A 24,202-nucleotide genomic window follows, 5' to 3' on the forward strand; every position below is an offset into this window, starting at 1 on the left:
CGGCCGGCGCCGCCGCGGCGGCGGGCTGCGCCTGGGCCGCCACCGCGCTGGTCAACGTGCCCGATCCCGTCACCCTCACGGCGCTCGCGGTGATCGAGCCGTCGGCGGTGGGCCCGTGGTTCCCGAGCCGGATCGTCCGGGCGCCCGCGCAGGCGAGCGCCCTGCCGGAGCGGCCGCGCCCGATCCTCGACCGCGTCGCCTGGAAGGGGCGGACGGTCCCGCTCATGACGGTCCTGGAGGCGACCCACACCAACGCCTTCCTGGTCCTGCAGGACGGCGTCCTGATCCACGAATGGCAGCGCCCCGGCACCGGGCCGGCGACCCTGTTCCCCTCGTGGTCCGTGGCGAAGTCCATCGTGTCGCTCCTGGTCGGCGCCGCGATCGCCCGCGGCCAGCTCGCCGAGACCGACCGCGTCGCCACCCTGCTGCCCGCGTTGAAGAACGGCGCGGTCTTCGGCCAGATCACCGTGCGCAACCTCCTCGACATGGCGAGCGGGATCGCCGTGCCGGAGAACTACGACCCCCGGCATCCCCTGACCGGCACCGCCGGGATGTACCTGACCCGGGACATCGAGGGCTTCGTGCGCGACAACGCGCACCTGTCCTTCAAACCCGGCAGCCGGGGCCGCTACCGCAGCATCGACACCGAGCTGCTCGGGCTGATCCTCGCCCGCGTCGAGGGGCGTCCGCTGGCCGACATCCTCTCGGACCGGATCTGGAAGCCCATGGGCGCGCAGGCCGACGCCACCTGGAACCTCGATCGGGCGGGCGGCGTCGAGAAGGCGTTCTGCTGCATCAACGCGACGGCCCGGGACTTCGCCCGCCTCGGCCTGCTGGTGGCCGACCAGGGCCGGACGGGCGCGAACCGCATCGTCCCGGCGCGCTGGATCGAGCGGATCCTGACGCCCGCCCGGCGCGACGTCGACGGCTGGCAGTACTCGGCCCAGTGGTGGCACGCGCCGGGGGGCGACGACGGCGACATCTCGGCGATCGGCGTCTACGGCCAGTACATCTACGTCAACCGGGACACCGGCACGGTGATCGTCAAGCTCAGCGACCACGGGGCCGAGCAGGACGAGATCGACACGCTCGCGGTGATGCAGGCCATCGCGGCCGATCTCGCCGCCAGCCGTCCGGACGCGGCCCGGCCCCCCCGCTGACCGCGATCTCCGCGACCGGCCCCGCGGGGCGCGATCAGGCCCCCGTCGGGCCGGCATCCGTCAGGGACGGGCGCCGCGCGAGCGGGTTCAGCCGGGCCAGGGCGCGCGCCCGCCAGTTGCGCGCGAGCCGCCAGCCGACCCGCTTCCACGGGATGGACGGCACCGGCGAGGCCGGATCGACCAGGGCGCTGAGCGCCCGCGTGTAGTCGAGGACGAGGCCCGGGGTCCAGGTCATGGACCGGGCGCCGTTGCGCAGGAAGGAAGCGGCCCAGAATTCCGGGGTGGTGAGCGCCCGGGCGAGCGTCCGCCAGGGATGGCCGCCGCGGCTGAACGCACCCTCGACGGCGACGTCGAGCGCCCGCGCGACCGTGGTCGAGCAGTTGCGGCTGATGAAGTTGTAGGTGGTGTCCTGGCTGTAGGCCGCCCAGAAGGCCCGCAGGCGCGCGGCGTCGATGCCGGTCAGCGGCACCGCGACCGTCGCCGCGCACCAATCCGCGACCTCGTCGGCGTGCGAGGGCAGGAAACGCCCGGGCACGTCGTTCTCGTGGCCGGCGCGCAGGCTCGACCGCAGGTTGGCGGGCGAGCGGTCGATCTCCACGGCCGGGTAGTGGCTGATGTAGAGGTCGCCGCCCTGCTCGAGGGCCGCGTGGCCGGTGGAGTAGCGCCCCGCCTTGTCGACGGAGGCCACGTAGCGTCGGATCAGCCGCTGGCTGGCGGGGGTGGTGGCCTGTCCCGTCGGGGTCCAGACATGGACCGTCAGGCTGTCGGTCGCCGTCGGCGCCTCGGACCCGGCCGCCGCCCGCAGACGCCGGATGCGCAGGCCGACCAGCGCCAGGTTGGCGCCGTTCAGGATCAGGAACATGCCGATGCAGTAGCCCACCGTCCCGGCGTACCAGGTCGGCCAGGGCTGGAGGTGGAACAGGCCGAAGGCGACGCTGAGGCCGCCCAGGGCCGCCGAGATCCGCCAGCCCGTGAATTTCAGCAGGCCCGCGATCGTGATCCGGACCACGCCGTCGACCGTGAAGGCGATGCCGAAGATCATGGCGAGCAGGAAGGTGCTGTGCCGCGTGGCCATCATGATCAGCACGGCCATGATCGTGAGCAGGCCGCCCTTGAGGAATCGCAGCCGCCGCGCCGCGCCCATGGCGGCCGCGCCCACCGCCAGCGAACTCACGCCCTCGGCGAGCAGGATCAGGCCGAACCACCGGTCCGGGACGTGGAGCGCCCCGTCGAGGGAATCGACGACGACGGCGAGGCCGAGGAGCGACCAGACGAGGCCGGTCGCCAGGATCAGATGCCAGTGGCGGCGGACGGCGGCGCACCCCACGAGCAGCAGCCAGAGGGGGGCCATCCGGCCGCCGACCACGTCCTCGGGCCCCGGCGATGCCAGCGTCGAGAGGGAGCGCGGAAGTGACATCGAATCCGGTCCGGACATGGAGAGGTCGCCCTGGTCAGCGCATCGAAGGACCCGTCCCGCACGGTCCGGGATCCATCCGCGCCGAAGAGAAAGCGCGGTTGTTCGGACGGCATGCAAGATGCTCCGGCCGCAAGATCGCCGACTTGCCTGATGACTCTGTTAATCGGATCGCCGACCGCAGGCCAGCAGATGTCGTCCGGACCGCGATAAGCTTAACGAAATCTGAGGCGCAACTGTCCCGTCCGGTGCCAAGCGTCGGGACGTGACGGCCCGCACGCGGCCGGATTGCGGGGTACGCAGGCGGCCACCGCAACCGCCGCGGCGCGCCGGCGGAGATCCGCGCGACCTCGCCCGCTGAGGATAATGAATGCTTTATGAAAGCTTGAGCGTCCTATGGAAACTGTCCTCTCATGAGTCAGCCGCCCGCCGGCCCGGCCTTGGCACCCCCGCTTCCGGCATGACTGATAGCTGCGTTAGATATGCAGTTATAATTTATTATAGGCTGAACTTCATTGGCTTTATATAGCCGAATACTTCATTTGACATCAGTAAACATAAACGCAGGACCACCGGCAGGTGGTCCGGCGCGATCCGTCCCGATGCTGCCCCGGTGACATTAAACGGCGTTCGCAACCGGTCAGTCCGCGTCACGACGGCTGATTCGCGCGCTCACACGCGGTCTTTGAAAGGCCATTCAAAGTCATCGCCGCGACGATTCCGCATGATCTCGGCCGCTGCGCAATAATTGTCGTCGATCAGATGGCTGCGCAACCTCATGTTAAACGCCGCGGACCAAATGTGTTCAAAGTAATCTTTAGATAAACACTAGACTTTTGTTTCCAATTTTGTATTTTTAGGCGCCAATGTTGGCAGAGCCGAAGCATTACGGCTGACGAAGAGGCCGGCGAGTCGCGTTGAATTGGCCGCCTCTCGGAAACTGTCGAGATGACTTCGCTTTTCTGTACCGGGGGGTTCATGAACACGATTGATTTGCATGAAAAGTCCGCAGATCTGAACACGGATCTGATCAAGTGCACGGCATCTCTGGTTGCCGCTTATGTGTCGCGGAATGCGGTGGGCGTGGGTGACCTTCCGGTTCTGATCGATCAGGTTCACACGGCGATCTCGGTCCTGCAGGGCGGGACGTCGGGCTCGGGCCCGGGCTGGACCGGCCCGACGGCGGCGCAGATCGAGGAATCGATCCAGCAGGACGGCCTGATCAGCTTCATCGACGGCCGGCCCTACAAGACCCTGAAGCGCCACCTCACGGCGCACGGGCTCACCCCCGAGCGCTACCGGGCCAAGTATGGCCTGCCGGCCGACTACCCGATGGTCGCCCCCGGCTACGCCGCCAAGCGCTCGCAGATCGCCAAGGCGATCCAGCTCGGCCACAAGGCCGCCTGACCGGCACGGGTGCCGCTTCGCCGCCCGTCGACGGCCCGAGCCGCCGATGAGCGGCGTGGGCCGGCCCGGCCGTCGCCCTGACCGGGAGATCCGCCCACGCGCGGGGGCGCGCGTTCGGCGGGACTTCCGGTCCGGCTCCGGGCCGCCGGAGGGGTAGGTGGTGCGTTCGCGGGCGCTTCAGGCCCGGGCGACCGCCAGGGTTCCGTCTTCCATGACCACGAAGCGGACCCCGGCCCGGCGCAGCGCCTCGGCGGCGTGAAGGCGCGACCGGCTGCCCCGATGCTCGCTGTCCTCCTCGAGCCGCCGCACCGTGGAATGCGACAGGCCGCTCGCCCGGGCCAGATCCATCATCGACCAGTCGAGCAGGGCCCTGGCGGCACGCAGGTGGTGGCCGGTCACGGATTGCTCGAGGCCCGTGTGCAGGGTGGCCGGCAGCCGCGCGCCCGTCCGCACCGGGAACTTGAGGCCGCTCCGGCCGAGATACGTGCCGTCCGGATCCCAGACCGGCATCGTCAGGATCCGGAAGTGCCAGAGCTCGCCGTTGGCGAGTCGCTCGTGGGCCGTCCCCTGGAAGAACGTCCGCCGCTCGATCTGCTCCGCCGCGACCGCCTGGAAGGCTCCGCGCTCCTCCGGGACGATCATGATGTAGGGGTCGACACTGATCTCCTCGAAGGGGAGGCCGTGGACCTGCGCCACCTCGAAGGGCAGCTCGCGGATCAGGTCGAGCCCCACCGAGAAGGTGGCGATGTGCTCGGTGAGATAGAGCGCGCCCCGGCGGCGGCGCTCCTCATGCCGCAGCTGGACCAGCTGCTCGCGGTCGCTCACGTCGAGGGCCATGCCGCTGATGGCCACGGGCCGCCCCTCGGCCGAGAAGCGCACCTCCATCGTCAGCGAGAGGGTCCGGATCGTGCCGTTCGGGCGAATCACCCGGACGGTCACCTCCCGGGGAACGTGACCCTGGCGGACCTCGGCGAGGGAGGGCAGCCGGTGCCGATCCTCCGGGTGGATCAACGAGAGCAGCAGATCGTAGTTCGCCTTCGCGGCGTTCGGCACCAGGCCGAGCAGGCGATAGAAGCCCGGTGACCAGACCTGGTCCCCGCCCGCGAAGATCCAGCTCCAGGCACCGCTCACCCCCCGGCTCTCGGTGATGGTCAGAAATTCTCCGGACGAGAATGTCAGGGCGCTCAAAGCAGAATGGAACATGACCGAACTACCCAGTTCGACTCCTCGGACGGTGTCGCCGATTTTTCACCGGACCGTCAACGGATGTATTTCGAGCCTCGCCCGACACAACGATGCGGCCCGCGACAAGATCTCGTACGAAACGTGATTCATGGCAAAAACGTCTTCGTGACAATCGGTTTTGAGGTCCGCATCCGCGCCGCCGGCTGCGATGATCGCCACCCTGCTCGGGCGGGGATCGCACGCCGCGATGGTCCGTCGGTCACGCGAGCTCCGGTGCGAAGTCGACATGGGCACCCGCTCTGCGTGACGTGTTCCGCCTAACGCGCGTTTAAAAGTACGATTTTCCTGTTCATAAAGATGTGAACGTCGGGATACGCGATCGATCAGTTCAGATCTTAAATCGTGTTTTGCTCATTGTAGAACAATATTATTGGAAATCTACGACAGATATTACATGGAAAAACCGATTGATTTACCAATCAATATGCAAATCTATAAATCTCGACGTGGGATCGTCATGACGCGTCCGGGTCTCCTCGGTGGGGAGCCCTGGACGCGCGGCCGATCCGTCCCCCGGGCGGAGATTGACAGGCCGGGACAAACGGTGCGGGGAACAGCCGACGCACCGGGAGGAACCGCATGAGAGTCGCCTGCATCGGCGAGTGCATGGTGGAATTGTCGGAGCGCCCCGACGGGAGCCTCGCCCGCGGATTCGGCGGCGACACGCTCAACACCGCCCTTTACCTCGCCCGTCTCGGAGTCGCGGTCGACTACGTCACGGCACTCGGCGACGACGTCTGGAGCGACGAGATGGCGGCGTCCTGGGCCCGGGAAGGCATCGGCCTCGGCGCAGTGCGCCGGATGCCGGGCCGGATGCCGGGCCTCTACATCATCCGCACCGACCCGGCCGGCGAGCGCAGCTTCCACTACTGGCGCGACCGCGCCGCGGCCCGCGATCTCTTCACCGGCCCGGACGCTGCCGGGACCCGCGCCGCCCTCGCGACCTACGACCTCGTCTACGTCTCGGGCATCAGCCTCTCGCTCTACGGCGCGGGCGGGCGCGCCGCCCTGGCGGAGACCCTGTCGGCCCTGCGCGCCCGGGGCGGACGGGTCGCCTTCGACACCAATTACCGCCCCCGCGGCTGGCCCGACCGGGAGGAGGCCCGGACCACCTTCCGCGCGGCCCTGGCGCAGGCCGACCTGATCTTCGCCTCGGTGGAGGATCTGGACTGGCTCTTCGGCGAGACGGGCGAGGACGAGGTCCTGCGCCATCGCGGCCGGGCCGAGATCGTGCTCAAGGCTTCGGGTCGATCCGGGCCCGTCGCCCGGGTGCTGCACGGGGCGTCCGACACCGCCGTGCCGGCCGGGCCGGTGGAGCGCGTCGTCGACACGACGGCCGCGGGGGACAGCTTCGCGGCGGGCTACCTCGCCGCGCGCCTCGCCGGGCTGGCGCCCGAGGCCGCCGCCGGCGAGGCCCACCGCCTCGCCGGGGCGGTGATCGGCCATCGCGGCGCGGTGATCCCGCGGGACGCGATGCCGGCCATGGCGTTCCGGCCGCCCGATCCCGCGTCCTGACGGCGGCGGGGGACCGTGGCGCCCCCGCCCTTGAGACGGGCAAGCGCAACCGCTACCTCTCCCTCCCGGGGAATGGCCCCCGCAGCAGGATCGCCGCGCGTCGAGCGGCCGAGAGGGCAACCGTGGCGCCGAGTCCCCCGCCGGTTCAGGGCCCCGAGCCCGAGGTCTCCGCGCCCGGCGGCGCCCCGAAGACGCGGGTCAGCGCGCGCGGGCGGCTGCGCACCTACTTCCTCACCGGCATCATCGTGGCCGGCCCGCTGGCGATCACCGCCTACATCACGTGGTGGTTCATCGCGCTGATCGACTCCTTCGTGAAGCCGCTGGTGCCGGCGAGCTACCTCCCGGACCATTACCTGCCGTTCTCCATCCCCGGCCTCGGCCTCGTCATCGCGTTCCTGGCGGTGACCCTGCTGGGCTTCCTCACGGCGAACCTCGTCGGCCGCTCGGTGATCGAGTTCGGCGAGGTGCTGCTCGCCCGGACGCCGGTGATCTCCGGCCTCTACAAGGGCCTGCGGCAGATCTTCGAGACCCTGTTCTCGGCCAACGGCACCTCGTTCCGCACGGTGGGGCTGGTGGAGTTTCCCGTGAAGGGCACGTGGTCGGTGGTGTTCCTGTCCGCCCCGGCGGCGGCCGAGATCGAGGGCGCCCTGCGGGACCGGGGCGCCGCCGCGGACGAGCTCGTGGGCGTGTTCCTGCCCTGCGCGCCCAATCCCACCACGGGCTTCTTCTTCTACCTGCCGCGGGCCGAGGTGGTGGAACTCGCCATCAGCGTCGACGACGCGGCCAAGCTGGTGATGTCGGCGGGCGTGATCCAGCCGGAGGACCCGCAGGGCCGGCTCAACGCCATGGCGGCCTCCCTGCGGGCGGCCCAGCCGGTGGGGGGCACCCCACGGCGCGAGCCGCAGGACGCGTGATACCGCTTCCGGTCGCCGTCTTCGCGCGCGGAGCGAAGCGATCCAGAAGCGCCACGCCTGCCGAGGTCGCGTTTCCCCGGGTCGCTTCGCTCCGCGCGCGATGACGATAGCGTCGGCCGGGACCGTCGAAGCGGGGACACCGTCTGGTCCGCTTAGGATTCCATCCCGAGGCACCGGAGCGCAACCGAGGCTCCCGTCACCCCGATTTCACCACCCCCGAGGCCTGGGGAGGCAACCGGAGGGGCGGCAATCGTCCACGAAAAAAGCCGTCCCGCGCGGCGGGACGGCCCTTCCTCTTCAGCCTGCCGAGTCGGCTCAGCGCTGCAGCGACGCCGTCTGCGGCGCGATGGTCGGCGGGGTCGCCTGGGCCACCGTCACGGCGCTGCGCGGCGCCGTCGGGATCCAGCCGGTGGCGCACTGAAGCGTGAGGGCGAGCCCGAGGGCGATGCAGAGCCCGTTGGCGGCCAGCCAGAAGGGGCGGGCGGCCCGCCGCACGGCGGCCTGCAACTCGTCCGCGGTCTTGCTCGCCGCCTCGGCGGCGCGATCCGAGATCGGCAGCAGCCAGGGCTCGTTCGGCAGGGCTTGGATACCGGCCATCTCGTGGGAGCCCGGCAGGTTTTGGAACAGTCCGTTCGACATGTCCGTCCTCCAGATTCGTCCGTGATGTCCCGGCTTACCGGGCCATTCGTTCATCTCCAGTTAAGGGAAGAATATGGCTGATGCAAGGTCACGAGACCTGTCCGCAGGCCGCCAAGCCGCCGCCGGAGCGCGGCCAAGCTTCGGCGCCGCTCCGCCAACACCTTGAAAATACGGCTCTTTCCCGAGCGCCTGTGACATTGCCGCATCGGACTACCGATCCCGCCGATCGGAAACGATTCCCGGCCCAACCGTTCATGAACGCCGGGCTTTCCTGAACGACGCCGTTCATCTTGCCGTTCATCCAGCCCCGATCAGCCGGATCGCGGCCTCGCGCTCGAACAGGTAGAGCAGCACCCGCAGCGCTTGGCCCCGCGGGCTCTTCAGGCCGGGATCGCGCTCCACGATCATCCGGGCGTCGTCGCGGGCCGCCTCCAGCAGGCCGCCGTCGCTCTCCAGACGCGCCAGCCGGAAGGCGGCCAGTCCCGACTGGCGGGTGCCCAGCACCTCGCCCTCGCCGCGCAGCTTCAGGTCGGCCTCGGCGATGCGGAAGCCGTCCTCGCTCTCGCGCATCATCTCCAGCCGCGCCCGCGACACCTGGCCGAGGGGCCCCCGGTAGAGCAGCAGGCAGGACGACGCCTTGGAGCCGCGCCCGACCCGGCCGCGGAGCTGGTGCAGCTGCGCCAGCCCGAACCGCTCCGCGTGCTCGATGACCATGATGGTGGCCTCGGGCACGTCGACCCCGACCTCCACCACGGTGGTCGAGACCAAGAGCTTGGTCTCCCCGGCGGCGAAGCGCGCCATGGCGGCGTCCTTCTCGGGGCCCGGCATCTTGCCGTGGATCAGACCGACCGCGTCCCCGAAATGCTTTTGCAGGTCGTCGAAGCGCTCGGCGGCGGCGGCGAGGTCGATGAACTCGGATTCCTCCACCAGCGGGCAGATCCAGTAGACCCGCTCGCCCCCGGCGATCGCCCGGGCGAGGCCGGCCACGACCTCGTCGATCCGCTCGGTGGGCAGCGTGATCGTGCGGATCGGCTGCCGGCCGGCGGGCTTCTCGTCGAGGATCGAGACGTCCATGTCGCCGAAGAAGGTCAGCGCCAGGGTGCGGGGGATCGGCGTCGCGGTCATCACCAGGAAGTCGACCGCCTCGCCCTTGGCGCCGAGCGCGAGGCGCTGGTGGACGCCGAACCGGTGCTGCTCGTCTACCACGGCGAGGCCGAGGTCGCGGAAGGTCACGGCCTCCTGGAACAGGGCGTGGGTGCCGACGAGGATGTCGATCTCGCCCGCCGCGAGATCGGCCAGCGTGCTCTTCCGCTCCGCGGCCTTGTCGCGGCCGGTCATCAGCCGCAGCCGCAGGGGACCGGCGAGGGGCTTCAGCCGCTCGAAATGCTGCCGGGCCAGGATCTCGGTGGGGGCCATCAGCGCGGCCTGACGCCCGGCCTCCGCGGCCGACGCCATGGCGAGCAGCGCCACCGCGGTCTTGCCCGAGCCGACATCGCCCTGGAGCAGGCGCAGCATCCGGCGCGGCGCGGCGAGATCCGCGCGGATCTCCGCCACCGCCCGGGCCTGGGCTCCGGTCAGCGCGAAGGGGAGGGCAGCCGCGATGCGCCCGCTCAGGGCCCCGTCGCCGGCGTTGACCCGGCCGGCCTTGCGCCGCTGGCGGGCGCGCAGCAGGGCGAGCGCCAGCTGCGAGGCGAGGAGCTCGTCATAGGCCAAGCGCCGCCGGGCCGGCGTCCCCGGCGGCGGCTGGAGCGGGTCCTCGGCCTTCGGCGGCGCCTCCTCGGGGCGGTGCTCCAGACGGAGCGCGTCCGCGAAGGCGGGCAGGCGGTTCCGCTCCAGCCAGGCCGCATCCTGCCATTCCGGCAGGACCGGCAGGCGGTCGAGGGCCGCGACCGCGAGCTTGTTGATCGCCCGGGAGGTCAGCCCCTCGGTGGCGCCGTAGACCGGCTCGACGGCGGGCAGTTCGGCCAAGCCCGCCTCGTCGACGATCCGGGACGGGTGGACCATCTGGCGGGTGCCGTCCCAGAGGTCGATCCGGCCGGTGATGTAGCGGTGCGCGCCGAGGGGCAGCATCTTCTCGACCCGGGCGCGGGGCATGCCGAAGAACACCAGCGAGATGTCGCCGGAGGCATCCTCCACCAGCACCCGATGCGGGCGCTTGCCGGCCCCGATCTGCGCCGGACGGTGCGCCACCACGGTGACGCCGATCGTCACCGGTTCGCCCGTGGGCGCCTCGCTGATCGAGCCCATGAGCTTCCGCGCCACGCCGCCCTGGGGCAGGTGGAACAGCAGGTCCACGACCCGGGCCTCGCGCTCGGGGGTGCCGAGCAGCTTCTCGATCAGCGGCGCCATCTTCGGGCCGATGCCCGGCAGTGCGCGGGCCGGCGCGAAGAGCGCGTCGAGGATGCTCGGGCGCAGGGCCGGGGCGGCCGCGGGGGCGCCCTCCGGGGCCTCGACGGCTTCGGGGGCGTTCAGGACCGGGTCGTGAGGCGCGCGTGCATCTGTCATGGCGGTTCGGCGGACATGGTGCCGGAGGCGCCTTATCATCCGGTGCATCGCGCCGCGCCAGTGCGGCGCCCGTGCGGCGCGATGGAGATCCTCCCCCATGGCCAGCGACTTCCTGCCCGGGTTCGAGCGGCACCGGATCGAGACCGAACCGGGCGTGACGATCCAGGCCCGCTCGGGCGGCTCCGGGCCGCCGGTCCTGCTGCTGCACGGTCATCCGCAGACCCTGTCCACGTGGCTGCACGTCGCCCCGCGCCTCGCGGAGCGCCGCAGCGTCGTGGCCATGGACCTGCGCGGCTACGGCGATTCGGCCAAGCCCCCGGGCGGCGAGCGGCACGCCACCTACGCCAAGCGCGCCATGGCGGCCGACGCGGTCGCGGTGATGCGGACCCTCGGCCACGAAAGCTTCGCCGTGGTCGGCCACGACCGGGGCGGACGCGTCGCCCACCGCCTCGCCCTGGACCACGCCCAAGCCGTCGAGCGGGTCGCGGTCCTCGACATCGCGCCGACCGCGACCATGTACGCGCGCACCGACAAGGATTTCGCCACCCGCTATTTCTGGTGGTTCTTCTTCATCCAGCCCCATCCCCTGCCGGAGACGCTGATCGGGGCGGATCCGGAATACTTCCTGCGCCACCACGTCGAGGGCCAGTCCAAGACCCCCGGCTCGACGCCGCCGGACCTCTTCGCCGAGTACCTGCGCTGCTATTCCGACCCGGCCTGCCGGCACGCGATCTGCGAGGATTACCGGGCCGCCGCCGGGATCGACCTGGAGCACGACGCGGCCGATTCGCAGGCGCGCGTCACGGCGCCGCTGCTGGCGCTCTGGGGCGCGAAGGGCACGGTGGGCCAGACCTACGACGTGCTGGAGACCTGGCGCGAGAAGGCCACCACCGTCTCGGGCCGGGCCCTCGACTGCGGCCACACCCTCCAGGAGGAGCGGCCGGAGGAGGTTTTCTCGGAGCTGGCGGCGTTCCTGGGCTGACGGCGTTCCTGGGCTGACGGTGTTCAGCCTGCGGCCCGGAACAGGTCAACCGCGAGGTACGGCGTCATGGTCTCGGTCCGGGCGAGGCCGCCGGGCTCGGCCGCCGCCCAGGCTTCGGTCTCGGCTAGGGCCGTCGCATACGCGGCGTCCGGCACGTACCAGAACTCGGCGAAGATGCGCTCGCGCAAACCCCGGAGCGTTTCGGCGGCCGTCGTCTCGAAGCGCCAGCCGATATCGTCTGTCGCCACCGGTACCAGCGGCCAGCCCTGAGCGGTCATGAAGGCGACGAGGTCGGCACTCGAACCGGGGTCGGGTCCGAGGAACAGCCTGTCGAAGCCAGCCGCGCGGAGGCGCCCCGTGAAGTGCCGGCGGATCTCGGTGCCGTAGGCCCCCCGGTCGCGCAGATGCACGATGGGCGCGCCGGGCCGCGCGACGCGTATCAGCTCCAGCGCGGCCGCCTGCCAGTCGGCGATGTGCATGAACAGCTTCGAGACGACCACGGCATCGCAGGCGGCATCCCGTTCGGGCAGGGCACGGACGTCGGCCACCGCGTAGAGGGCATCCCAGCCCGGCCGGACCTTGGCCCGCGCGCGGAGCACCATCTCCGCCGCGAGATCGTAGCCCACGACCCTGTAGCCGCACCCGGCGAGCGGCAGGGAGATCTGGCCGGTGCCGCAGCCCGCGTCACAGATCCGGCCGCGCTGGGGGAACAATCCGGCCGCGATCAGGCGGTCGTAGCAGGCCAGCAGGTGCACCTCCGGGATTCGGCGGGTCGCGTCGTAGCGCGGCGCCACGGCGGCGAAGCTGGATGAGGGGCCGAATCGCACCGGCATGCGGACCTCCGGGCTGCGGCGCTGTGGCCTTCGCGGGGCGGGGTTGGCAGAGAGAGCCGAAAGCGCAGATACGGGCAGGTGCCGCGCGGATGGCAAGCCGCGGGTCCCGCACTTCCCGACAGCGGAAGAGGGCCGATCGGCAGGGGAACGGGCAGAGGTTCGCACAAGACAGCATGTCCGAGATAGCCAACATGGCCTTCGACGTCGCCGTGGTCGGGGCGGGAGCCGCCGGTCTCGCCGCCGCGCTGGCGATCGCCCGGGAGGGAGTCCCGACGGCCCTGGTCGGCCGCCACGCGCCCGTGGCGGACGGGCGCACCGTGGCGCTGCTCGACGGCTCGGTGCGCTTCCTGGGGGCGCTGGGGGCCTGGGCGGCCGTGGCGCCGCAGGCGAGCCCGCTCTGCACCCTGCAGATCGTCGACGACACCGGCAGCCTGTTCCGGCCGCCGCCGGTGCGCTTCGAGGCCGCCGAGATCGGCCTGGACGCCTTCGGCTGGAACGTCGAGAGCGCCCGCCTGGTCGAGAGCCTGCGCGCCCGCGCCCGGGCCCAGGAGAACCTCACCCTGGTCGAGGCGGATTCCGCCGGTGCCGCACCCGGCGAAGCGGCCGCGCGGATCGCCCTGGCAGGGGGCGGCGCGATCGAGGCCCGGCTGGTGGTCGCCGCGGACGGGGGACGCTCCCCGCTCCGGGCCGCGAGCGGCCTGCGCGTGCGCGACTGGACCTACCCGCAGAGCGCCATCACCACGATCCTGGCCCATGACCGGCCGCACCGGGACGTCTCCACCGAATTCCACACCCGCTCCGGCCCCTTCACCCTGGTGCCGCTGCCGGGCGGGCACCGCTCCAGCCTCGTCTGGGTGACCGGGGAGGGGGCGGCCCGGCGGCTCGCCGCCCTCGACGACGCGGCCCTCGGTCGGGCGGTGGAGCGGCAGGCCCGGGGGATGCTCGGCGCGATGCGGGTCGACGGCCCGCGCGGCCTCGTGCCGATGCGCGGGCTCGCGGTGGCGCGTCCGGTGGCCCAGCGGCTGGCGCTGATCGGCGAGGCGGCGCACGTCTTCCCGCCGATCGGCGCGCAGGGCCTGAATCTCGGCCTGCGCGATGCCGCGACCCTGCGGGACGTGATCCGCGACGCCGCCCGGGACGGGCGCGATCCCGGGAGCCGTCCGGCGCTCGACGCCTATGCCCGCGCCCGCCGAATCGATACGGCGGCGCGCACGGCCGCGGTCGATCTCCTCAACCGCAGCCTGCTGACCGACCTGCTGCCGGTGGATGCGCTCCGCGGCCTCGGTCTCCTGGCGATGGCGCAGCTCGGGCCGCTGCGGCGGCTGGTGATGCGGGAGGGTGTGCTGCCGCGGATCGGCGCGCCGGAGCTGATGCGCGGGACGCGGTAGAGCAACGGCTCGACCTCGCCCCGTCCTGGGGAGGACGAAGACTTAGAGGTCCGGCTGGGCCGCCACGTAGGCGCCGAGGCGGGTCGCGAGGTCGACGGGTCCGCCGGAGCGGACCTCGCCCGAATCGCCGATCAGGATGACGGGGATCCCGCGATCCCGAAGCTGGGAGCGCAGGCGCGCGGCCCGGCGGGCATAGGCGGGATTCCGGCGGGTCGGGGTCTGGAGCAGGACGGCGGAGGGACGGGCGATCACGGCCAGCACGTCGTCCGCCGCCTCCATGGAGGCGGTGACGCTCGCGTAGCCCAGGTTGGCCAGCTCGCCCGAAAGGGACCGGTCGACGGCGCGAACGCCGTCATCGACCACGAGCACTTGTTGCAGCGCACCCATGAGCTTGAGCGGTACTCCATCCGGCACAGCTTGGAAAGGTAGCCGTGACCACAATCCGTTGCAGAACCCGCGAAGGTACGGTTCGGATCCGTCGGACTGTGTGCAGATGCGAGATTATCCGCCGCGCCTGAGCGCGGGATGAACCGCCCATGGGCCGGCGTTCAGGCTTTCGCCGCGCGGGCCGCGCCCCGCCAGGTCGCCGCGTCCGTGTCCGGGATCTCGCCGCGGGGGAGCGGCGCCGTCGCGCAGGCCGGGCCGCGATAGGCCAGGCCGCCATCGGCGCGGCGGGCGAGCGCCAGGAGGGCTCGGGGCAGGGGTGCCCGGTCCGGATCGTCCAGGGTCGCGGCGAGGTCTTGCAGACCGGGACGGGTCAGCACGGCCTCCTCGTCGAAGACCAGGGAGTCGAGGCGCTGCGGGACCGCGGGGCCGGGCGCGGAAAGTTTCAGGGAGGCCGGCGCCCGGTGAACGACGTTGAGGGTGCGCACGGTCCAGGGCAGGGGCAGGGCCGCGAGCGCCGGCTCGATCAGCACGGGCGCGACGAGCCGGGTCGGCACGGGCCGCAGCAGGGCGGCGCGGAAGCCCGCACCGTCGAAGGGGATCACCGTCTCGAGGCCGGCCCCGGCCATCAGCGCGGCGCCGAGGCCGGTCACCAGGCCGCGCAGGTCATGGGCCGGCAGGAGCGTCAGGATCCGCTCGTCCGGGCTCACCGGAAGGGCGTCGAGATGCACCGCGATGGCGGCCGCGAGCGCCTCCGCGGAGCGGTAGACCGGCCGGCCCGGGTCGCCGCCCGCGAAGGTCACGAGGCCGAGGCTCGGGACCGGCTCGGCCACCCCGCGCTCGAGGGCCATGGCGTCGAGGCTGATCACGCCGTCCGGCACGCCGGGTCCGAAGGCGGCGAGGTAGCTCAGGTTGAAATGCCGCGCGGCCGCATGGGTGAGATCGTCCGCGGGCCGGCGCTCGCCGCGCCGCCCCTCCGTCAGCACCGCGACGAGGCCCGCAGCCGCGATCCCGGCGGAGAGCTGCTCGGGATCCCAGGTGGCGGGCATCGGGCAGGGCAGGTGACCGGCCGCCTCGACGGCGAGGTGCGCCAGGGCCGATTCGGCCCCCCCGGAGAACCACAGGCCGATCCGGCTGCCGGCCGGGAGGCGCCACGCACCGATCCCGCGGGCGAGGCGCCCGACGATCTCGGCGGCGGCCGCGTAGGTCCAGACGATCGGCGGACGCCCGCACCAGCCGGTCCGGTCGCCCGAATCACGCAGGGCCGTGCGCTGCGGGCCGGTATGCGCCGCCGCGAACAGGCGGGCGGACAGACTGCCGCGCAGGTTGCCGCGCAGTCCGTCGGCCCGCGCGGACGCGTCCGGTGCGGCGTCGGCCGTCCTCTCCGCCACCGCGAACGCGCTCAAACTTGCCGCCCCATCGATACTGCAGATCCCGCAGCATGGTCGGCCGAGTACGGTTAACCGACCGCTAAGCCCGGCCGCGCCCGCCGATGCCGCAAGGCCGGCCCCGGGCTGTGCGACCGGGCCGATCACGCGCTCGTGCAACGTCGCGCTTGCGGCTGGGCAGAGGCGGGCCTATCGGGGGCCGGCCGCGGACGAGCGGGCGCCGACGTGCCCGCTCGTCGCGGTGTCAAGCCGCGGTGTCATGCCTTCGCCTCATTCCAGGGGAAAGGCAGGCCGCCCGGTCGGGGCGGGACATGCGGGCCTCCGGGCGCCAGTCCCGTCCGACGACCGGACCGATTCATCCGGACCTCCGGGCGGTCCGTCATGGCAGCCCGTCATGGCGGCGCGCACCCGGTCGCTCCGGCGGACCTGCCGTCAGGCGGGCTCCGCATCCTGCCAGTCACACCACGTCTCTTCCAAGGGGTCAGAGCCGATGTCCTTCACCCGCTCCGCGACGCGCGCGCGCGCTGCCCTCCTCGGTCTCGCGGGCCTCGGCCTCGCGGCCGCGCCGGCCCTGGCGCAGCCGAAGAAGCCCGCCGCCCCGGCCCCGACCGCCCCCGCGCCGACCGCGCCGGGCACCCCGGCGGCCAACACCCCGGCCGCCCAGACCGGCCCGCAGATCGTCACCGTGAAGTCCGAGCCGAGCCAGGCCGACTGGACCAAGGTCTGCGGCAAGGACCAGAACTCGGGCACCGACATCTGCTACACGACCCGCGACTTCGTGTCCGACCAGGGCCAGCCCGTGCTGGCGGTGGCGGTCTACGAGATGAAGAACCCCGCCCAGAAGCAGGAGGTGCGGGTGATCCGCTACCTGCTGCCCCTCGGCCTGCTGCTGCAGCCGGGCATCCGGTTCAACGTCGACGGTCAGACCCCGACGGCCGGCCGCTTCGCGGTCTGCTTCCCGAACGGCTGCTTCGCCGAGGCCGGCGGCGTCGATGCCGGCGTGGTCGCCGCGATGAAGAAGGGCACGACCCTCAACGTCTCGGTGCAGAACCAGACCCAGCGCGAGGTCACGTTCGCGGTGCCGCTGGCCGGCTTCGGCAAGGCCTTCGACGGTCCGGCCGTCGATCCGAAGGTGCTCGAGGAGCAGCAGAAGAAGCTCCAGGCGGAGCTGGAGAAGCGCTCCGAGGACATGCGCAAGAAGCTCGAGCAGCAGGGCGGCGCGGCCGGCGCGGCTCCGGCGGCGGGCGCGGCGGCTCCGGCCGCCAAGTAAGACCGTTTCGCATCGGCCCGCCGCGAGGCGGGCCCGTTCCAGGGGCCGGACCGCGAGGTTCGGCCCCGCGCGTTTGCGGCGCCTACCGGCTCCCCATCGGGTGCGACTCCGGCATTACGATCAGCACTGCAGGTCCTGATCCGGCCGGTGGTCCCGGGCTTCCCGGCGGACCAGGGTGGGGGCCGACCCGGCTGCGGAACAGGTACGACACGGTGATCCGGTCGCGGGCGATCGACAGGTCCGCGCTCGCCAGCGCGCTGCCGGGCTCGCGCCGGAGCACCAGCCCGCCGGCATCGAGTTCGGCGGCGCTGTCGTGGCGCGGACGGGGGCGCAGAGGAAGCCGGCGGCCAGGGGCGTCGCGGCAGCGAATCGGGATCTGGTGACCATGGCGCGGAGCCCGTCCGACGGCGCCCGCCGTCGCACGAGGCGACCGTCGCGGGCTTGCCGAACCCTTTTCCCGGACCCCGGCGCGACCGGTCAGTTCGTGGCGCGGTCGCGCATCCGGTAGGCGCCCGCATCGTCGCGCACGAACATCTCGGCGATGGCTGCGTGGCGCAGGGCCTCGCCCGAGGTGTCGGGCAGCAGGTTCTGCTCCGACACGTAGGCGACGTACTCGGTCTCGGCGTTCTCCGCCAGGAGGTGATAGAAGGGCTGGTCCTTGCGCGGCCGCACCTCCTCGGGGATCGACAGCCACCATTCCTCGGTGTTGTCGAACACCGGATCGACGTCGAAGACGACGCCCCGGAACGGGTAGATCCGGTGGCGCACCACGGCGCCGATCGCGAACTTCGCGGTTCTCAGTGTCACGTCCGTCATGGTTCGATCCGTCCAGGACGGACAGATAGGTCCGATGACGGATCGTGTCACCCGCCGCGCACCGATCCTCCTGTATTGGCGGCGCGAAGAAGCAGATCCCGGACGGCGATCGCCTCGGGCAGGGGCCGCCAGAGCACCGTCATCTCGCGGATCAGCCCGGCCTCGTCGAGGCGCCAGACATCGGTGCCGTCGATCCGGTGGGGGCCGGCCGAGGCCCCGAAGAACGCCGCCGCGTAGACGGGCCCCTGCAGGATCTCGCGGATCTCGAAGGCGTCGATCGTCGCCAGCAGCGCGTCGACCACCGGTCGGATCGCGGCCTTGCCCCGCACGGGCTCGGCGGCGAGCGACGTGTTGAGCACGACGCCGTCGGCCATCTGCGCCAGCATGGCGTCCCGATCCTTGGCCTGCAGGGCAGCCGCGAAGGCGCGCACGTGGGTGAGGTTCATCGGGGGTCTCCTCCAGGGACCCGGATGCCGAGTTCGGCCGCGATGGCGCGGGCCGTGGCCTCGCGCCGGGCGGTGATGTCGGCCGCCGCCGCCCGGGCCCGCGCCAGGATGGCCGGCGGGGCCGTGCCGGGCGTGCCGCTGTCGAAGGGGGGCTCGGGCGCGTACTGGATGCCGAGCTGGATGCCTTGCGCGGCCTCGTCGCCGCGCAGCTCCGCGGCGAGCCGCAGCGCCCCGTCGATCCCCGCGGTGACGCCGGCGGCGAAGACCCAGGTGCGGTCCTCTCCGTCGCGGTCGATGACGACGCGGGCGTCCACCGGCTCGGCGCCGAAGAACGGCAGCAGGTGGACCGCGTTCCAGTAGGTCGTCGCCCGCCGCCCCACGAGGAGGCCCGCGGCCCCGAGGAGGAGGGCGCCGGTGCAGACCGAGAGGACGTGGCTCGCGCCCGCCGCCTGATCGCGGATCCAGCCGAGGATCGCGGCGTCGCGCATCAGCGCCTCCTGGCCATGGCCGCCCGGCACGTGGAGCACGTCGAGACGCGGGGCGTCGCGCAAGGTCGCGTCCGGCAGCATCCGGAGGCCGCGCACGTCGCGGACGGGCTCGGGGCTCGCCCCGTAGATCCGGTAGGTGCTGTTGGGCACCCGCGACAGGACCTCGAACGGCCCGGTGAGGTCGATCTGGTCGAGCCCCTCGAACAGGAGCGAGCCGATCTGAAGGTGCGTGTCGGTCGGGATCATGCCGATGCCTCCGTGGTGGACAGCGGGACCCTACCGCGGCAGGATCTGGCGGACATGCCAAAGACCCCTCGCATCTCGCCAAACACGCCGCGGCCCGTGGAAGTGCTGGCCTTCCCGGAGGTGCAGCTCCTCGACGTGGCCGGACCGCTCCAGGTCTTCGCCACCGCCAACGAGCATGGCGGCGCCGGCACGCCCTACGCGCCGCGCGTGGTGTCGGCCGGCGATCTGGCCCTCACCGCCTCGGCGGGCCTGCGGCTGATGGTCGACCCGCTCCCGGACCGCGACGCGCCGGTCGACACCCTGGTGATCGCCGGCGGACCCGGCGTCGTCGCGGCCTGCGGCGACGTGGCCCTGGTGGCCTGGGTGCGGGACCGGGCCGCTCGCGCCCGCCGGGTCGCCTCGGTCTGCACCGGCGCGTTCCTGCTGGGCGCGGCCGGCCTCCTCGACGGGCGGCGGGCCGTCACCCACTGGAAGCATTGCGGCGCGCTCGCCGCGCGCCATCCGCGGGTCCGGGTGGAGCCGGACCCGATCTTCGTGCGCGACGGACCGGTCTGGTCCTCGGCGGGCGTCACGGCCGGCATCGACCTGGCGCTGGCCCTGGTGGAGGAGGATCTCGGCCGCCCCCTCGCCCTGGCGGTGGCGCGCCACCTCGTGATGTTCCTCAAGCGCCCCGGCGGGCAGGCGCAGTTCAGCGCGGCGCTGGCCCTGCAGGCGGGGGAGGAGCGGTTCGGGCGGCTCCACGCCTTCATCGCCGAGAACCTCTCGGGCGACCTGTCGCTGCCGGCGCTGGCCGCAGCCGCCGGGATGAGCGAGCGCAGCCTCAGCCGGCACTATCTGGAGGCGACCGGCCTGACCCCGGCCAAGGCGGTGGAGCGCCTGCGGGTGGAGGCCGCCCGGCGGGCGCTCGCCGAGACGGCGCAGCCGGTGAAGCGCATCGCCCGGAGCTGCGGCTTCGGCTCCGAGGAGACGCTGCGGCGCAGCTTTTCAAGGCATGTCGCGGCGACGCCGCAGGAGTACCGGGCGCGGTTCGGGGCGTGAAAGAGTCACCCCAGCTTGTACACCGCCGCCAGCTCCGGATCCTTCGCGGCCACGAGCTTGGCCAGATCCACGATGACCTTCGCCTGCTTCCAGGTGGCGTCGTCCTGCATCTTGCCGTCGAGCATCACCGCGCCGGTTCCGTCCGGCATGGCCTCGACGATCCGGGCCGCGAAGGCGACCTCGGCCGGATCCGGCGCGAAGACCCGCTTGGCGATCGCCACCTGGCTCGGATGCAGCGTCCAGGCCCCGGCGCAGCCCATCAGGAAGGCGTTGCGGAACTGCGCCTCGCAGGCATCGCCGTCTGAGAAATCGCCGAACGGGCCGTAGAAGGCCTTGATGCCGTTGGCCATGCAGGCATCGACCATCTTGGCGATCGTGTAGTGCCAGAGATCCTGCTGCGCCGTGGCCCGGGGGGCGTCGCCCGAGGGATCGCTGAGCACCCGGTAATCCGGATGGCCGCCGCCGACCCGGGTGGTCTTCATGCCGCGCGACGCCGCGAGGTCCGCCGGCCCCAGGCTCATGCCGTGCATCCGCGGCGAGGCCGACGCGATGGCGTCGACGTTGGCCACGCCCTCGGCGGTCTCCAGGATCGCGTGGACCAGGATCGGCTTCGTCACCCCGTGGCGCGCCTCGAGCTGGGCGAGGAGCTGGTCGATGTAGTGGATGTCCCACGGCCCCTCGACCTTGGGCACCATCACGACGTCGAGCTTGTCCCCGACCTCGGCGACGATCGTGAACAGGTCGTCGAGAATCCACGGCGAGTTGAGGGCGTTGATCCGGGTCCAGAGGCCGGTGCCGGTGGCGGCGAAGTCGGTGGCCTGGGCCATGGCCACGAAGCCCTTGCGCGCCGCCTCCTTCTGGTCGGCGGGGACCGCGTCCTCCAGGTTGCCCAGCACCACGTCGACCGTGCCGGCGAGCTCCGGCACCCGGGCGCGGACCTTGTCGTTGTGGGGCGGCACGAAGTGGATCATCCGCTCCAGCCGCACCGGCAGCTCGCGGAACGGGGCCGGCGCGCCGGTGGCGAGGGGCTGGAAGAAGCGGCGGGGCAGTTTCATCGGGTGCCTCTTGTCAGGGCTGGCGTCTGAGCCCCGTTAAGGCAGGCTTGGGCGGGCGCGTAAAGCCGCGCCGCGCGGAAGTGATCTCCGACTTTCGGCGCAGCCCTTATCCGCGCCGGCCCGGACGATCGGCCATGCCGATCCGGCTGCCGAAGAAATCGCCGCCGCTGCCGGCCACCACAACGAGCCGCCGGACCTCGCCGCGCAGGAAGGCCTGCAGGAAGCGGTTGTAGTCGCGGAACGAGACACAGCCGTTCGACGCGCCGGGCTGACGCAGCATGTAGGTGTGGGCGAGCAGGCCGTCGCGCCCGTGGATCGCGGCGCTGCCGCCCACCGGGTTGAGGCGGATCGCCCGCACCCCGTGGAACAGGCGCTCGCGCTCCGTCAGGTCGTAGGTACCGGGGGGCGTCGAGCCGCGCATCCGCAGGTGGACGTAGCGCGGGTTGTCCATGGCCTCGCCGAGGCCGGAATGGGCCTCCAGCACCTCGCCGGAGGGCAGCGTCACCGTGCGGGCGGTGATGTCGTAGACCGCCGTGCCGGCCACCGACTCGGGCGCCGGGCTGATCCGGGTGCGCGGGGCTTCCTGGGGCAGGGCATCCGGGCTGGCATAGGCCAGCGCCTGGCGCGCCTCCTGGCGGGACTCCTCCCGAGACCCGCCGCCGAACAGCTTCTCGAAGAACGAGGGCTCCTCGGCCATCGCGGCGCGGAACACGTCGCGGGTGCGGGGCATGGCGCGGGCGGCCACGCGGATGGGCGCCGGGGCGGCGCGCCGGAACTCCGGCGGCCGCGCCACCGGCAGCGGCACGAGGGAAGAGGTGGCGACGGGCGCGAGGGCCGCCGGCGTCGGCGCGGCCTCGGCGGTGCGCAACTGCGGCTCCGGCGTCTTCGCGGCCTCGACGATCCTGGCCTGGGCAACCCGGGCCCGGGTACTCCGGACCTGCTCCGCCTGTGCGACCTGCCGGGCGATCTCCCGGATCGCCGCCGGCGGTTCGGCGACGGCGACCAGGAATCCGGGGGCGGGCGGCGCCTCGTCCCCGAAGGCGCGCGCCGCGCCGGAGCCCAGGGCGGCCCTCGGATCGAGCATCCAGGCGACGCTCGGCCGGGGCGCCGGGTCCCGGGCCGTGGCCAGGGTGGACCGGAGCGCGGGGGCCGGCTCAGCGGTGGCCGCGACGGCCGGCGGCTCGCCGACGGGCGGACCCGGCGGAGGGGTGAGCACGGCCCAGCCGGCCAGGGTCACGGCCGTCAGCGCGATGAGGCCGGTCAGCCGGGCCCGGCGGCGGGCGCGCCGCATGGCGCTCGGGTAGGGGGCCCGAGTCCGGACGACGGGGTCGTAGGGGGTCTCCACGTAGGTGATGCGCGGGGGTGCCGTCCGCGCGGGCGCGGCGGCGCGGTACGCGGTTCGGGAGATCGCAGCCTGGGCCATTCGGGGAACTCGCGTCCGCGCTTCCCCGCAGGCAGCCGCCACCGTTCGCCCGCGGAGGCTTTTTCCGCGCGCGTGGTCAGGGTTGCCCGTCTGGGGAGGACATCAACCGTCCCCGCCATTAAGCCGCCCCATGGTTAATCTCCGCTAAAGAGACAACCGCCGGCTGCGATCCCGGGCGGGACGCCGCCTCGCGCTGGTTTCACGCGGCCTGCCCCGGCGCCTCCATCGGCCCGTGCCGGCGCGCCACCAGGACGCACAGCAGCGCCACCGGGATACCGATCAGGGACGTGCCGACGAAGAACCACGCGAACCCGGTCTGCTCGATCACGAAGCCCGAGAACCCGGCGAGCAGGCTGCCGGGCAGGGCGCAGAGCGAGGTGAGCAGGGCGTACTGGCTCGCCGCGTGCGCGGTGGCCGAGAGCCGGGACATGTAGGTGATCAGCACGATCGACGCGAAGGCGTAGGCGAAGCCGTCGATCCCCACGGTGACCGCGAAGGTCCAGAAGGCGGCGCCGCCATGGCCGCCGTGCCAAGCGAGATAGGCCAGCGCGAGGTGCGAGGCCGAGGCGGTGACGGTGCCGATCAGCAGGCTCGCCATCATGCCGATCCGCGGGATGATGGCGCTGGCGAGAAAGGTCCCGCCGAGCGCGATCCAGAAGCCGAACAGCTTCGTCACGGTGGCGATGTCGGTGTTGGAATAGCCGAGCGTCTTGAACAGCGGGATCGCCATGGCGTTCGAGACGTAGCCGGGCATCCGGAAGCCCGCGACCAGCGCCAGCACCGGGACGGCGAGCGGCCCGAGCCGGGCCAGGAGGTCGCGGATCGGCGCCCAGACGGTCTCGACGAACCCGCCGGTGGCGGGCGCCTCGGGGGCAGGGGGCTCGGGCGCCAGCAGGGCCGCGACCGTGCCGGGGGCCATGAGGGCGGCCATGCACAGGTAGGCGGCGCGCCAGCCATAGGCGTCGGACAGGTAGAGGGCGCCCGCCCCTGCCGCGAGGTTGCCGATCCGGAAGCCGATCTCCGACCAGGACGACATCAGCGCCTGCTGCTCGGGGGGCGCGGCGGTGATGCGCCAGCCGTCGATCACCACGTCCTGCGTGGCGCCGGCGACGCCGAGCGCCAGCGAGAACGCCACCGTCCAGGCGAGCCAGTTCGCCGGATCGCCGAAGGCGACGCCGGCGAGCGCGAGCGCCACCAAGATCTGCGTGGCGACGATCCAGCCGCGGCGCCGCCCGAGCCAGCGGCCGACGAGCGGCGCGTCGTACCGGTCGAGGAACGGCGCCCACAGGAACTTGAGCTTGTAGGCGATGGTCAGCTCGCTCATCAGCCCGATGGTGGCCAGCGGCACCTTCGCCTGGACGAGCCACGCCGACTGGGTCGCGTAGACGAGCAGGAACGGGATCCCCTGCGCGAAGCCGAGGCCCAGCACCGCGGCGACCCGCCGGTCGGTGAACAGGGGGGTGAGGAAGGCGCCCGTCCCGGCCTTCACCGGCTCGGGCGCGCCGGTGACCTGCGCCGGGTTCGCCATGCACGCGTCTCCTGAGCCTCGGGGGAGGAGAGAGCAGAGATGGGCGGGGCGTGCAACCGGCACGCCCACCCTGCCGTGGACCGCGACGACACGGTCGGGGCCCGGACCGGCCCGGTCC

The 24,202-nt window shown here is 72.4% G+C and carries 21 protein-coding genes; 8 read left to right on the forward strand and 13 right to left on the reverse strand.

Going from position 1 to position 24,202, the window contains the following annotated elements:
- Positions 1-1,160, forward strand: a 1,160-nt coding sequence (locus ACLBX9_RS01825) for a serine hydrolase domain-containing protein (RefSeq protein ID WP_447717692.1), incomplete at its 5' end; no start/stop codon positions are given.
- A 34-nt stretch (positions 1,161-1,194) separates the two neighbouring features.
- On the opposite strand, the gene ACLBX9_RS01830 is transcribed toward ACLBX9_RS01825, so the two are convergent.
- Positions 1,195-2,577, reverse strand: coding sequence for a DUF4105 domain-containing protein (locus ACLBX9_RS01830; protein WP_447717693.1), 1,383 nt, complete (start codon positions 2,575-2,577; stop codon positions 1,195-1,197).
- A gap of 975 nt (positions 2,578-3,552) precedes the next feature.
- Here ACLBX9_RS01830 and ACLBX9_RS01835 point away from each other — a divergent pair.
- Complete coding sequence (locus ACLBX9_RS01835; protein ID WP_447717694.1) at positions 3,553-3,981, forward strand: MucR family transcriptional regulator; 429 nt, start codon at positions 3,553-3,555, stop codon at positions 3,979-3,981.
- A 177-nt stretch (positions 3,982-4,158) separates the two neighbouring features.
- Here the strand turns inward: ACLBX9_RS01835 and ACLBX9_RS01840 are convergent, their stop codons facing one another.
- Positions 4,159-5,184: a PAS domain-containing protein gene (locus ACLBX9_RS01840; protein WP_447717695.1), complete on the reverse strand. Its 1,026-nt coding sequence runs from the start codon at positions 5,182-5,184 to the stop codon at positions 4,159-4,161.
- A gap of 621 nt (positions 5,185-5,805) precedes the next feature.
- On the opposite strand from ACLBX9_RS01840, the gene ACLBX9_RS01845 reads away from it, so the two are divergent.
- Together ACLBX9_RS01845 and ACLBX9_RS01850 are read left to right on the forward strand one after the other, a co-directional pair.
- Positions 5,806-6,741: a sugar kinase gene (locus ACLBX9_RS01845; protein WP_447717696.1), complete on the forward strand. Its 936-nt coding sequence runs from the start codon at positions 5,806-5,808 to the stop codon at positions 6,739-6,741.
- A 122-nt stretch (positions 6,742-6,863) separates the two neighbouring features.
- Positions 6,864-7,655, forward strand: a complete 792-nt coding sequence (locus ACLBX9_RS01850) for a DUF502 domain-containing protein (RefSeq protein WP_010686783.1) — start codon at positions 6,864-6,866, stop codon at positions 7,653-7,655.
- Positions 7,656-7,970: 315 nt separating this feature from the next.
- On the opposite strand, the gene ACLBX9_RS01855 is transcribed toward ACLBX9_RS01850, so the two are convergent.
- Together ACLBX9_RS01855 and recG are read right to left on the reverse strand one after the other, a co-directional pair.
- A complete protein-coding gene (locus ACLBX9_RS01855; protein ID WP_447717697.1) occupies positions 7,971-8,294 on the reverse strand; it encodes a hypothetical protein in 324 nt (107 codons plus the stop codon).
- A 297-nt stretch (positions 8,295-8,591) separates the two neighbouring features.
- Complete coding sequence (recG, locus tag ACLBX9_RS01860) at positions 8,592-10,799, reverse strand: ATP-dependent DNA helicase RecG (protein WP_447717698.1); 2,208 nt, start codon at positions 10,797-10,799, stop codon at positions 8,592-8,594.
- Between the two features lie 97 nt (positions 10,800-10,896).
- On the opposite strand from recG, the gene ACLBX9_RS01865 reads away from it, so the two are divergent.
- The gene (locus tag ACLBX9_RS01865) at positions 10,897-11,781 is read left to right on the forward strand and encodes an alpha/beta fold hydrolase (protein WP_447717699.1); all 885 of its coding nucleotides are present in this window, start codon (positions 10,897-10,899) and stop codon (positions 11,779-11,781) included.
- A 23-nt stretch (positions 11,782-11,804) separates the two neighbouring features.
- Here ACLBX9_RS01865 and ACLBX9_RS01870 read toward each other — a convergent pair whose 3' ends face one another.
- Complete coding sequence (locus ACLBX9_RS01870; protein WP_447717700.1) at positions 11,805-12,614, reverse strand: class I SAM-dependent methyltransferase; 810 nt, start codon at positions 12,612-12,614, stop codon at positions 11,805-11,807.
- A 173-nt stretch (positions 12,615-12,787) separates the two neighbouring features.
- On the opposite strand from ACLBX9_RS01870, the gene ACLBX9_RS01875 reads away from it, so the two are divergent.
- Complete coding sequence (locus ACLBX9_RS01875) at positions 12,788-14,002, forward strand: UbiH/UbiF family hydroxylase (RefSeq protein ID WP_447717701.1); 1,215 nt, start codon at positions 12,788-12,790, stop codon at positions 14,000-14,002.
- Between the two features lie 42 nt (positions 14,003-14,044).
- Here ACLBX9_RS01875 and ACLBX9_RS01880 read toward each other — a convergent pair whose 3' ends face one another.
- The gene (locus ACLBX9_RS01880) at positions 14,045-14,389 is read right to left on the reverse strand and encodes a hypothetical protein (RefSeq protein WP_010686790.1); all 345 of its coding nucleotides are present in this window, start codon (positions 14,387-14,389) and stop codon (positions 14,045-14,047) included.
- 161 nt (positions 14,390-14,550) lie between these two features.
- A complete protein-coding gene (locus ACLBX9_RS01885; RefSeq protein ID WP_447717702.1) occupies positions 14,551-15,777 on the reverse strand; it encodes an AMP-binding protein in 1,227 nt (408 codons plus the stop codon).
- Positions 15,778-16,264: 487 nt separating this feature from the next.
- Between ACLBX9_RS01885 and ACLBX9_RS01890 the strand changes: the two genes are divergently transcribed.
- Positions 16,265-17,044, forward strand: coding sequence for an invasion associated locus B family protein (locus tag ACLBX9_RS01890; RefSeq protein WP_010686792.1), 780 nt, complete (start codon positions 16,265-16,267; stop codon positions 17,042-17,044).
- A gap of 477 nt (positions 17,045-17,521) precedes the next feature.
- Here the strand turns inward: ACLBX9_RS01890 and hspQ are convergent, their stop codons facing one another.
- From hspQ to ACLBX9_RS01905, 3 genes are read right to left on the reverse strand one after another with little or no spacing between them, the layout of a single operon-like run.
- On the reverse strand, positions 17,522-17,860 hold the full coding sequence (gene hspQ / locus ACLBX9_RS01895; RefSeq protein WP_010686794.1) for a heat shock protein HspQ: 339 nt from the start codon (positions 17,858-17,860) through the stop codon (positions 17,522-17,524).
- Positions 17,861-17,907: 47 nt separating this feature from the next.
- Complete coding sequence (locus ACLBX9_RS01900) at positions 17,908-18,306, reverse strand: nuclear transport factor 2 family protein (RefSeq protein ID WP_447717703.1); 399 nt, start codon at positions 18,304-18,306, stop codon at positions 17,908-17,910.
- Entirely contained in the window at positions 18,303-19,040 is a 738-nt protein-coding gene (locus ACLBX9_RS01905; RefSeq protein WP_039894600.1) for a DJ-1/PfpI family protein, read from the reverse strand. The genes ACLBX9_RS01900 and ACLBX9_RS01905 overlap by 4 nt, the downstream gene beginning before the upstream one ends.
- Positions 19,041-19,094: 54 nt before the next feature.
- Between ACLBX9_RS01905 and ACLBX9_RS01910 the strand changes: the two genes are divergently transcribed.
- Positions 19,095-20,078 carry a GlxA family transcriptional regulator gene (locus ACLBX9_RS01910; RefSeq protein WP_039894641.1) on the forward strand — a complete coding sequence of 328 codons (984 nt, stop codon included), beginning with the start codon at positions 19,095-19,097 and terminating at the stop codon, positions 20,076-20,078.
- 5 nt (positions 20,079-20,083) lie between these two features.
- On the opposite strand, the gene ACLBX9_RS01915 is transcribed toward ACLBX9_RS01910, so the two are convergent.
- From ACLBX9_RS01915 to ACLBX9_RS01925, 3 genes are all read right to left on the reverse strand, one after another.
- Complete coding sequence (locus ACLBX9_RS01915; protein ID WP_010686797.1) at positions 20,084-21,133, reverse strand: HpcH/HpaI aldolase/citrate lyase family protein; 1,050 nt, start codon at positions 21,131-21,133, stop codon at positions 20,084-20,086.
- A gap of 106 nt (positions 21,134-21,239) precedes the next feature.
- On the reverse strand, positions 21,240-22,556 hold the full coding sequence (locus tag ACLBX9_RS01920) for a DUF2778 domain-containing protein (RefSeq protein WP_010686798.1): 1,317 nt from the start codon (positions 22,554-22,556) through the stop codon (positions 21,240-21,242).
- Between the two features lie 199 nt (positions 22,557-22,755).
- Positions 22,756-24,084 (reverse strand): AmpG family muropeptide MFS transporter, encoded by a 1,329-nt coding sequence (locus ACLBX9_RS01925; RefSeq protein WP_010686799.1) that lies wholly within the window; start codon positions 24,082-24,084, stop codon positions 22,756-22,758.
- Between the last annotated feature and the right edge of the window lie 118 nt (positions 24,085-24,202).

The sequence above is a fragment of the Methylobacterium sp. A49B genome, assembly GCF_053346215.1.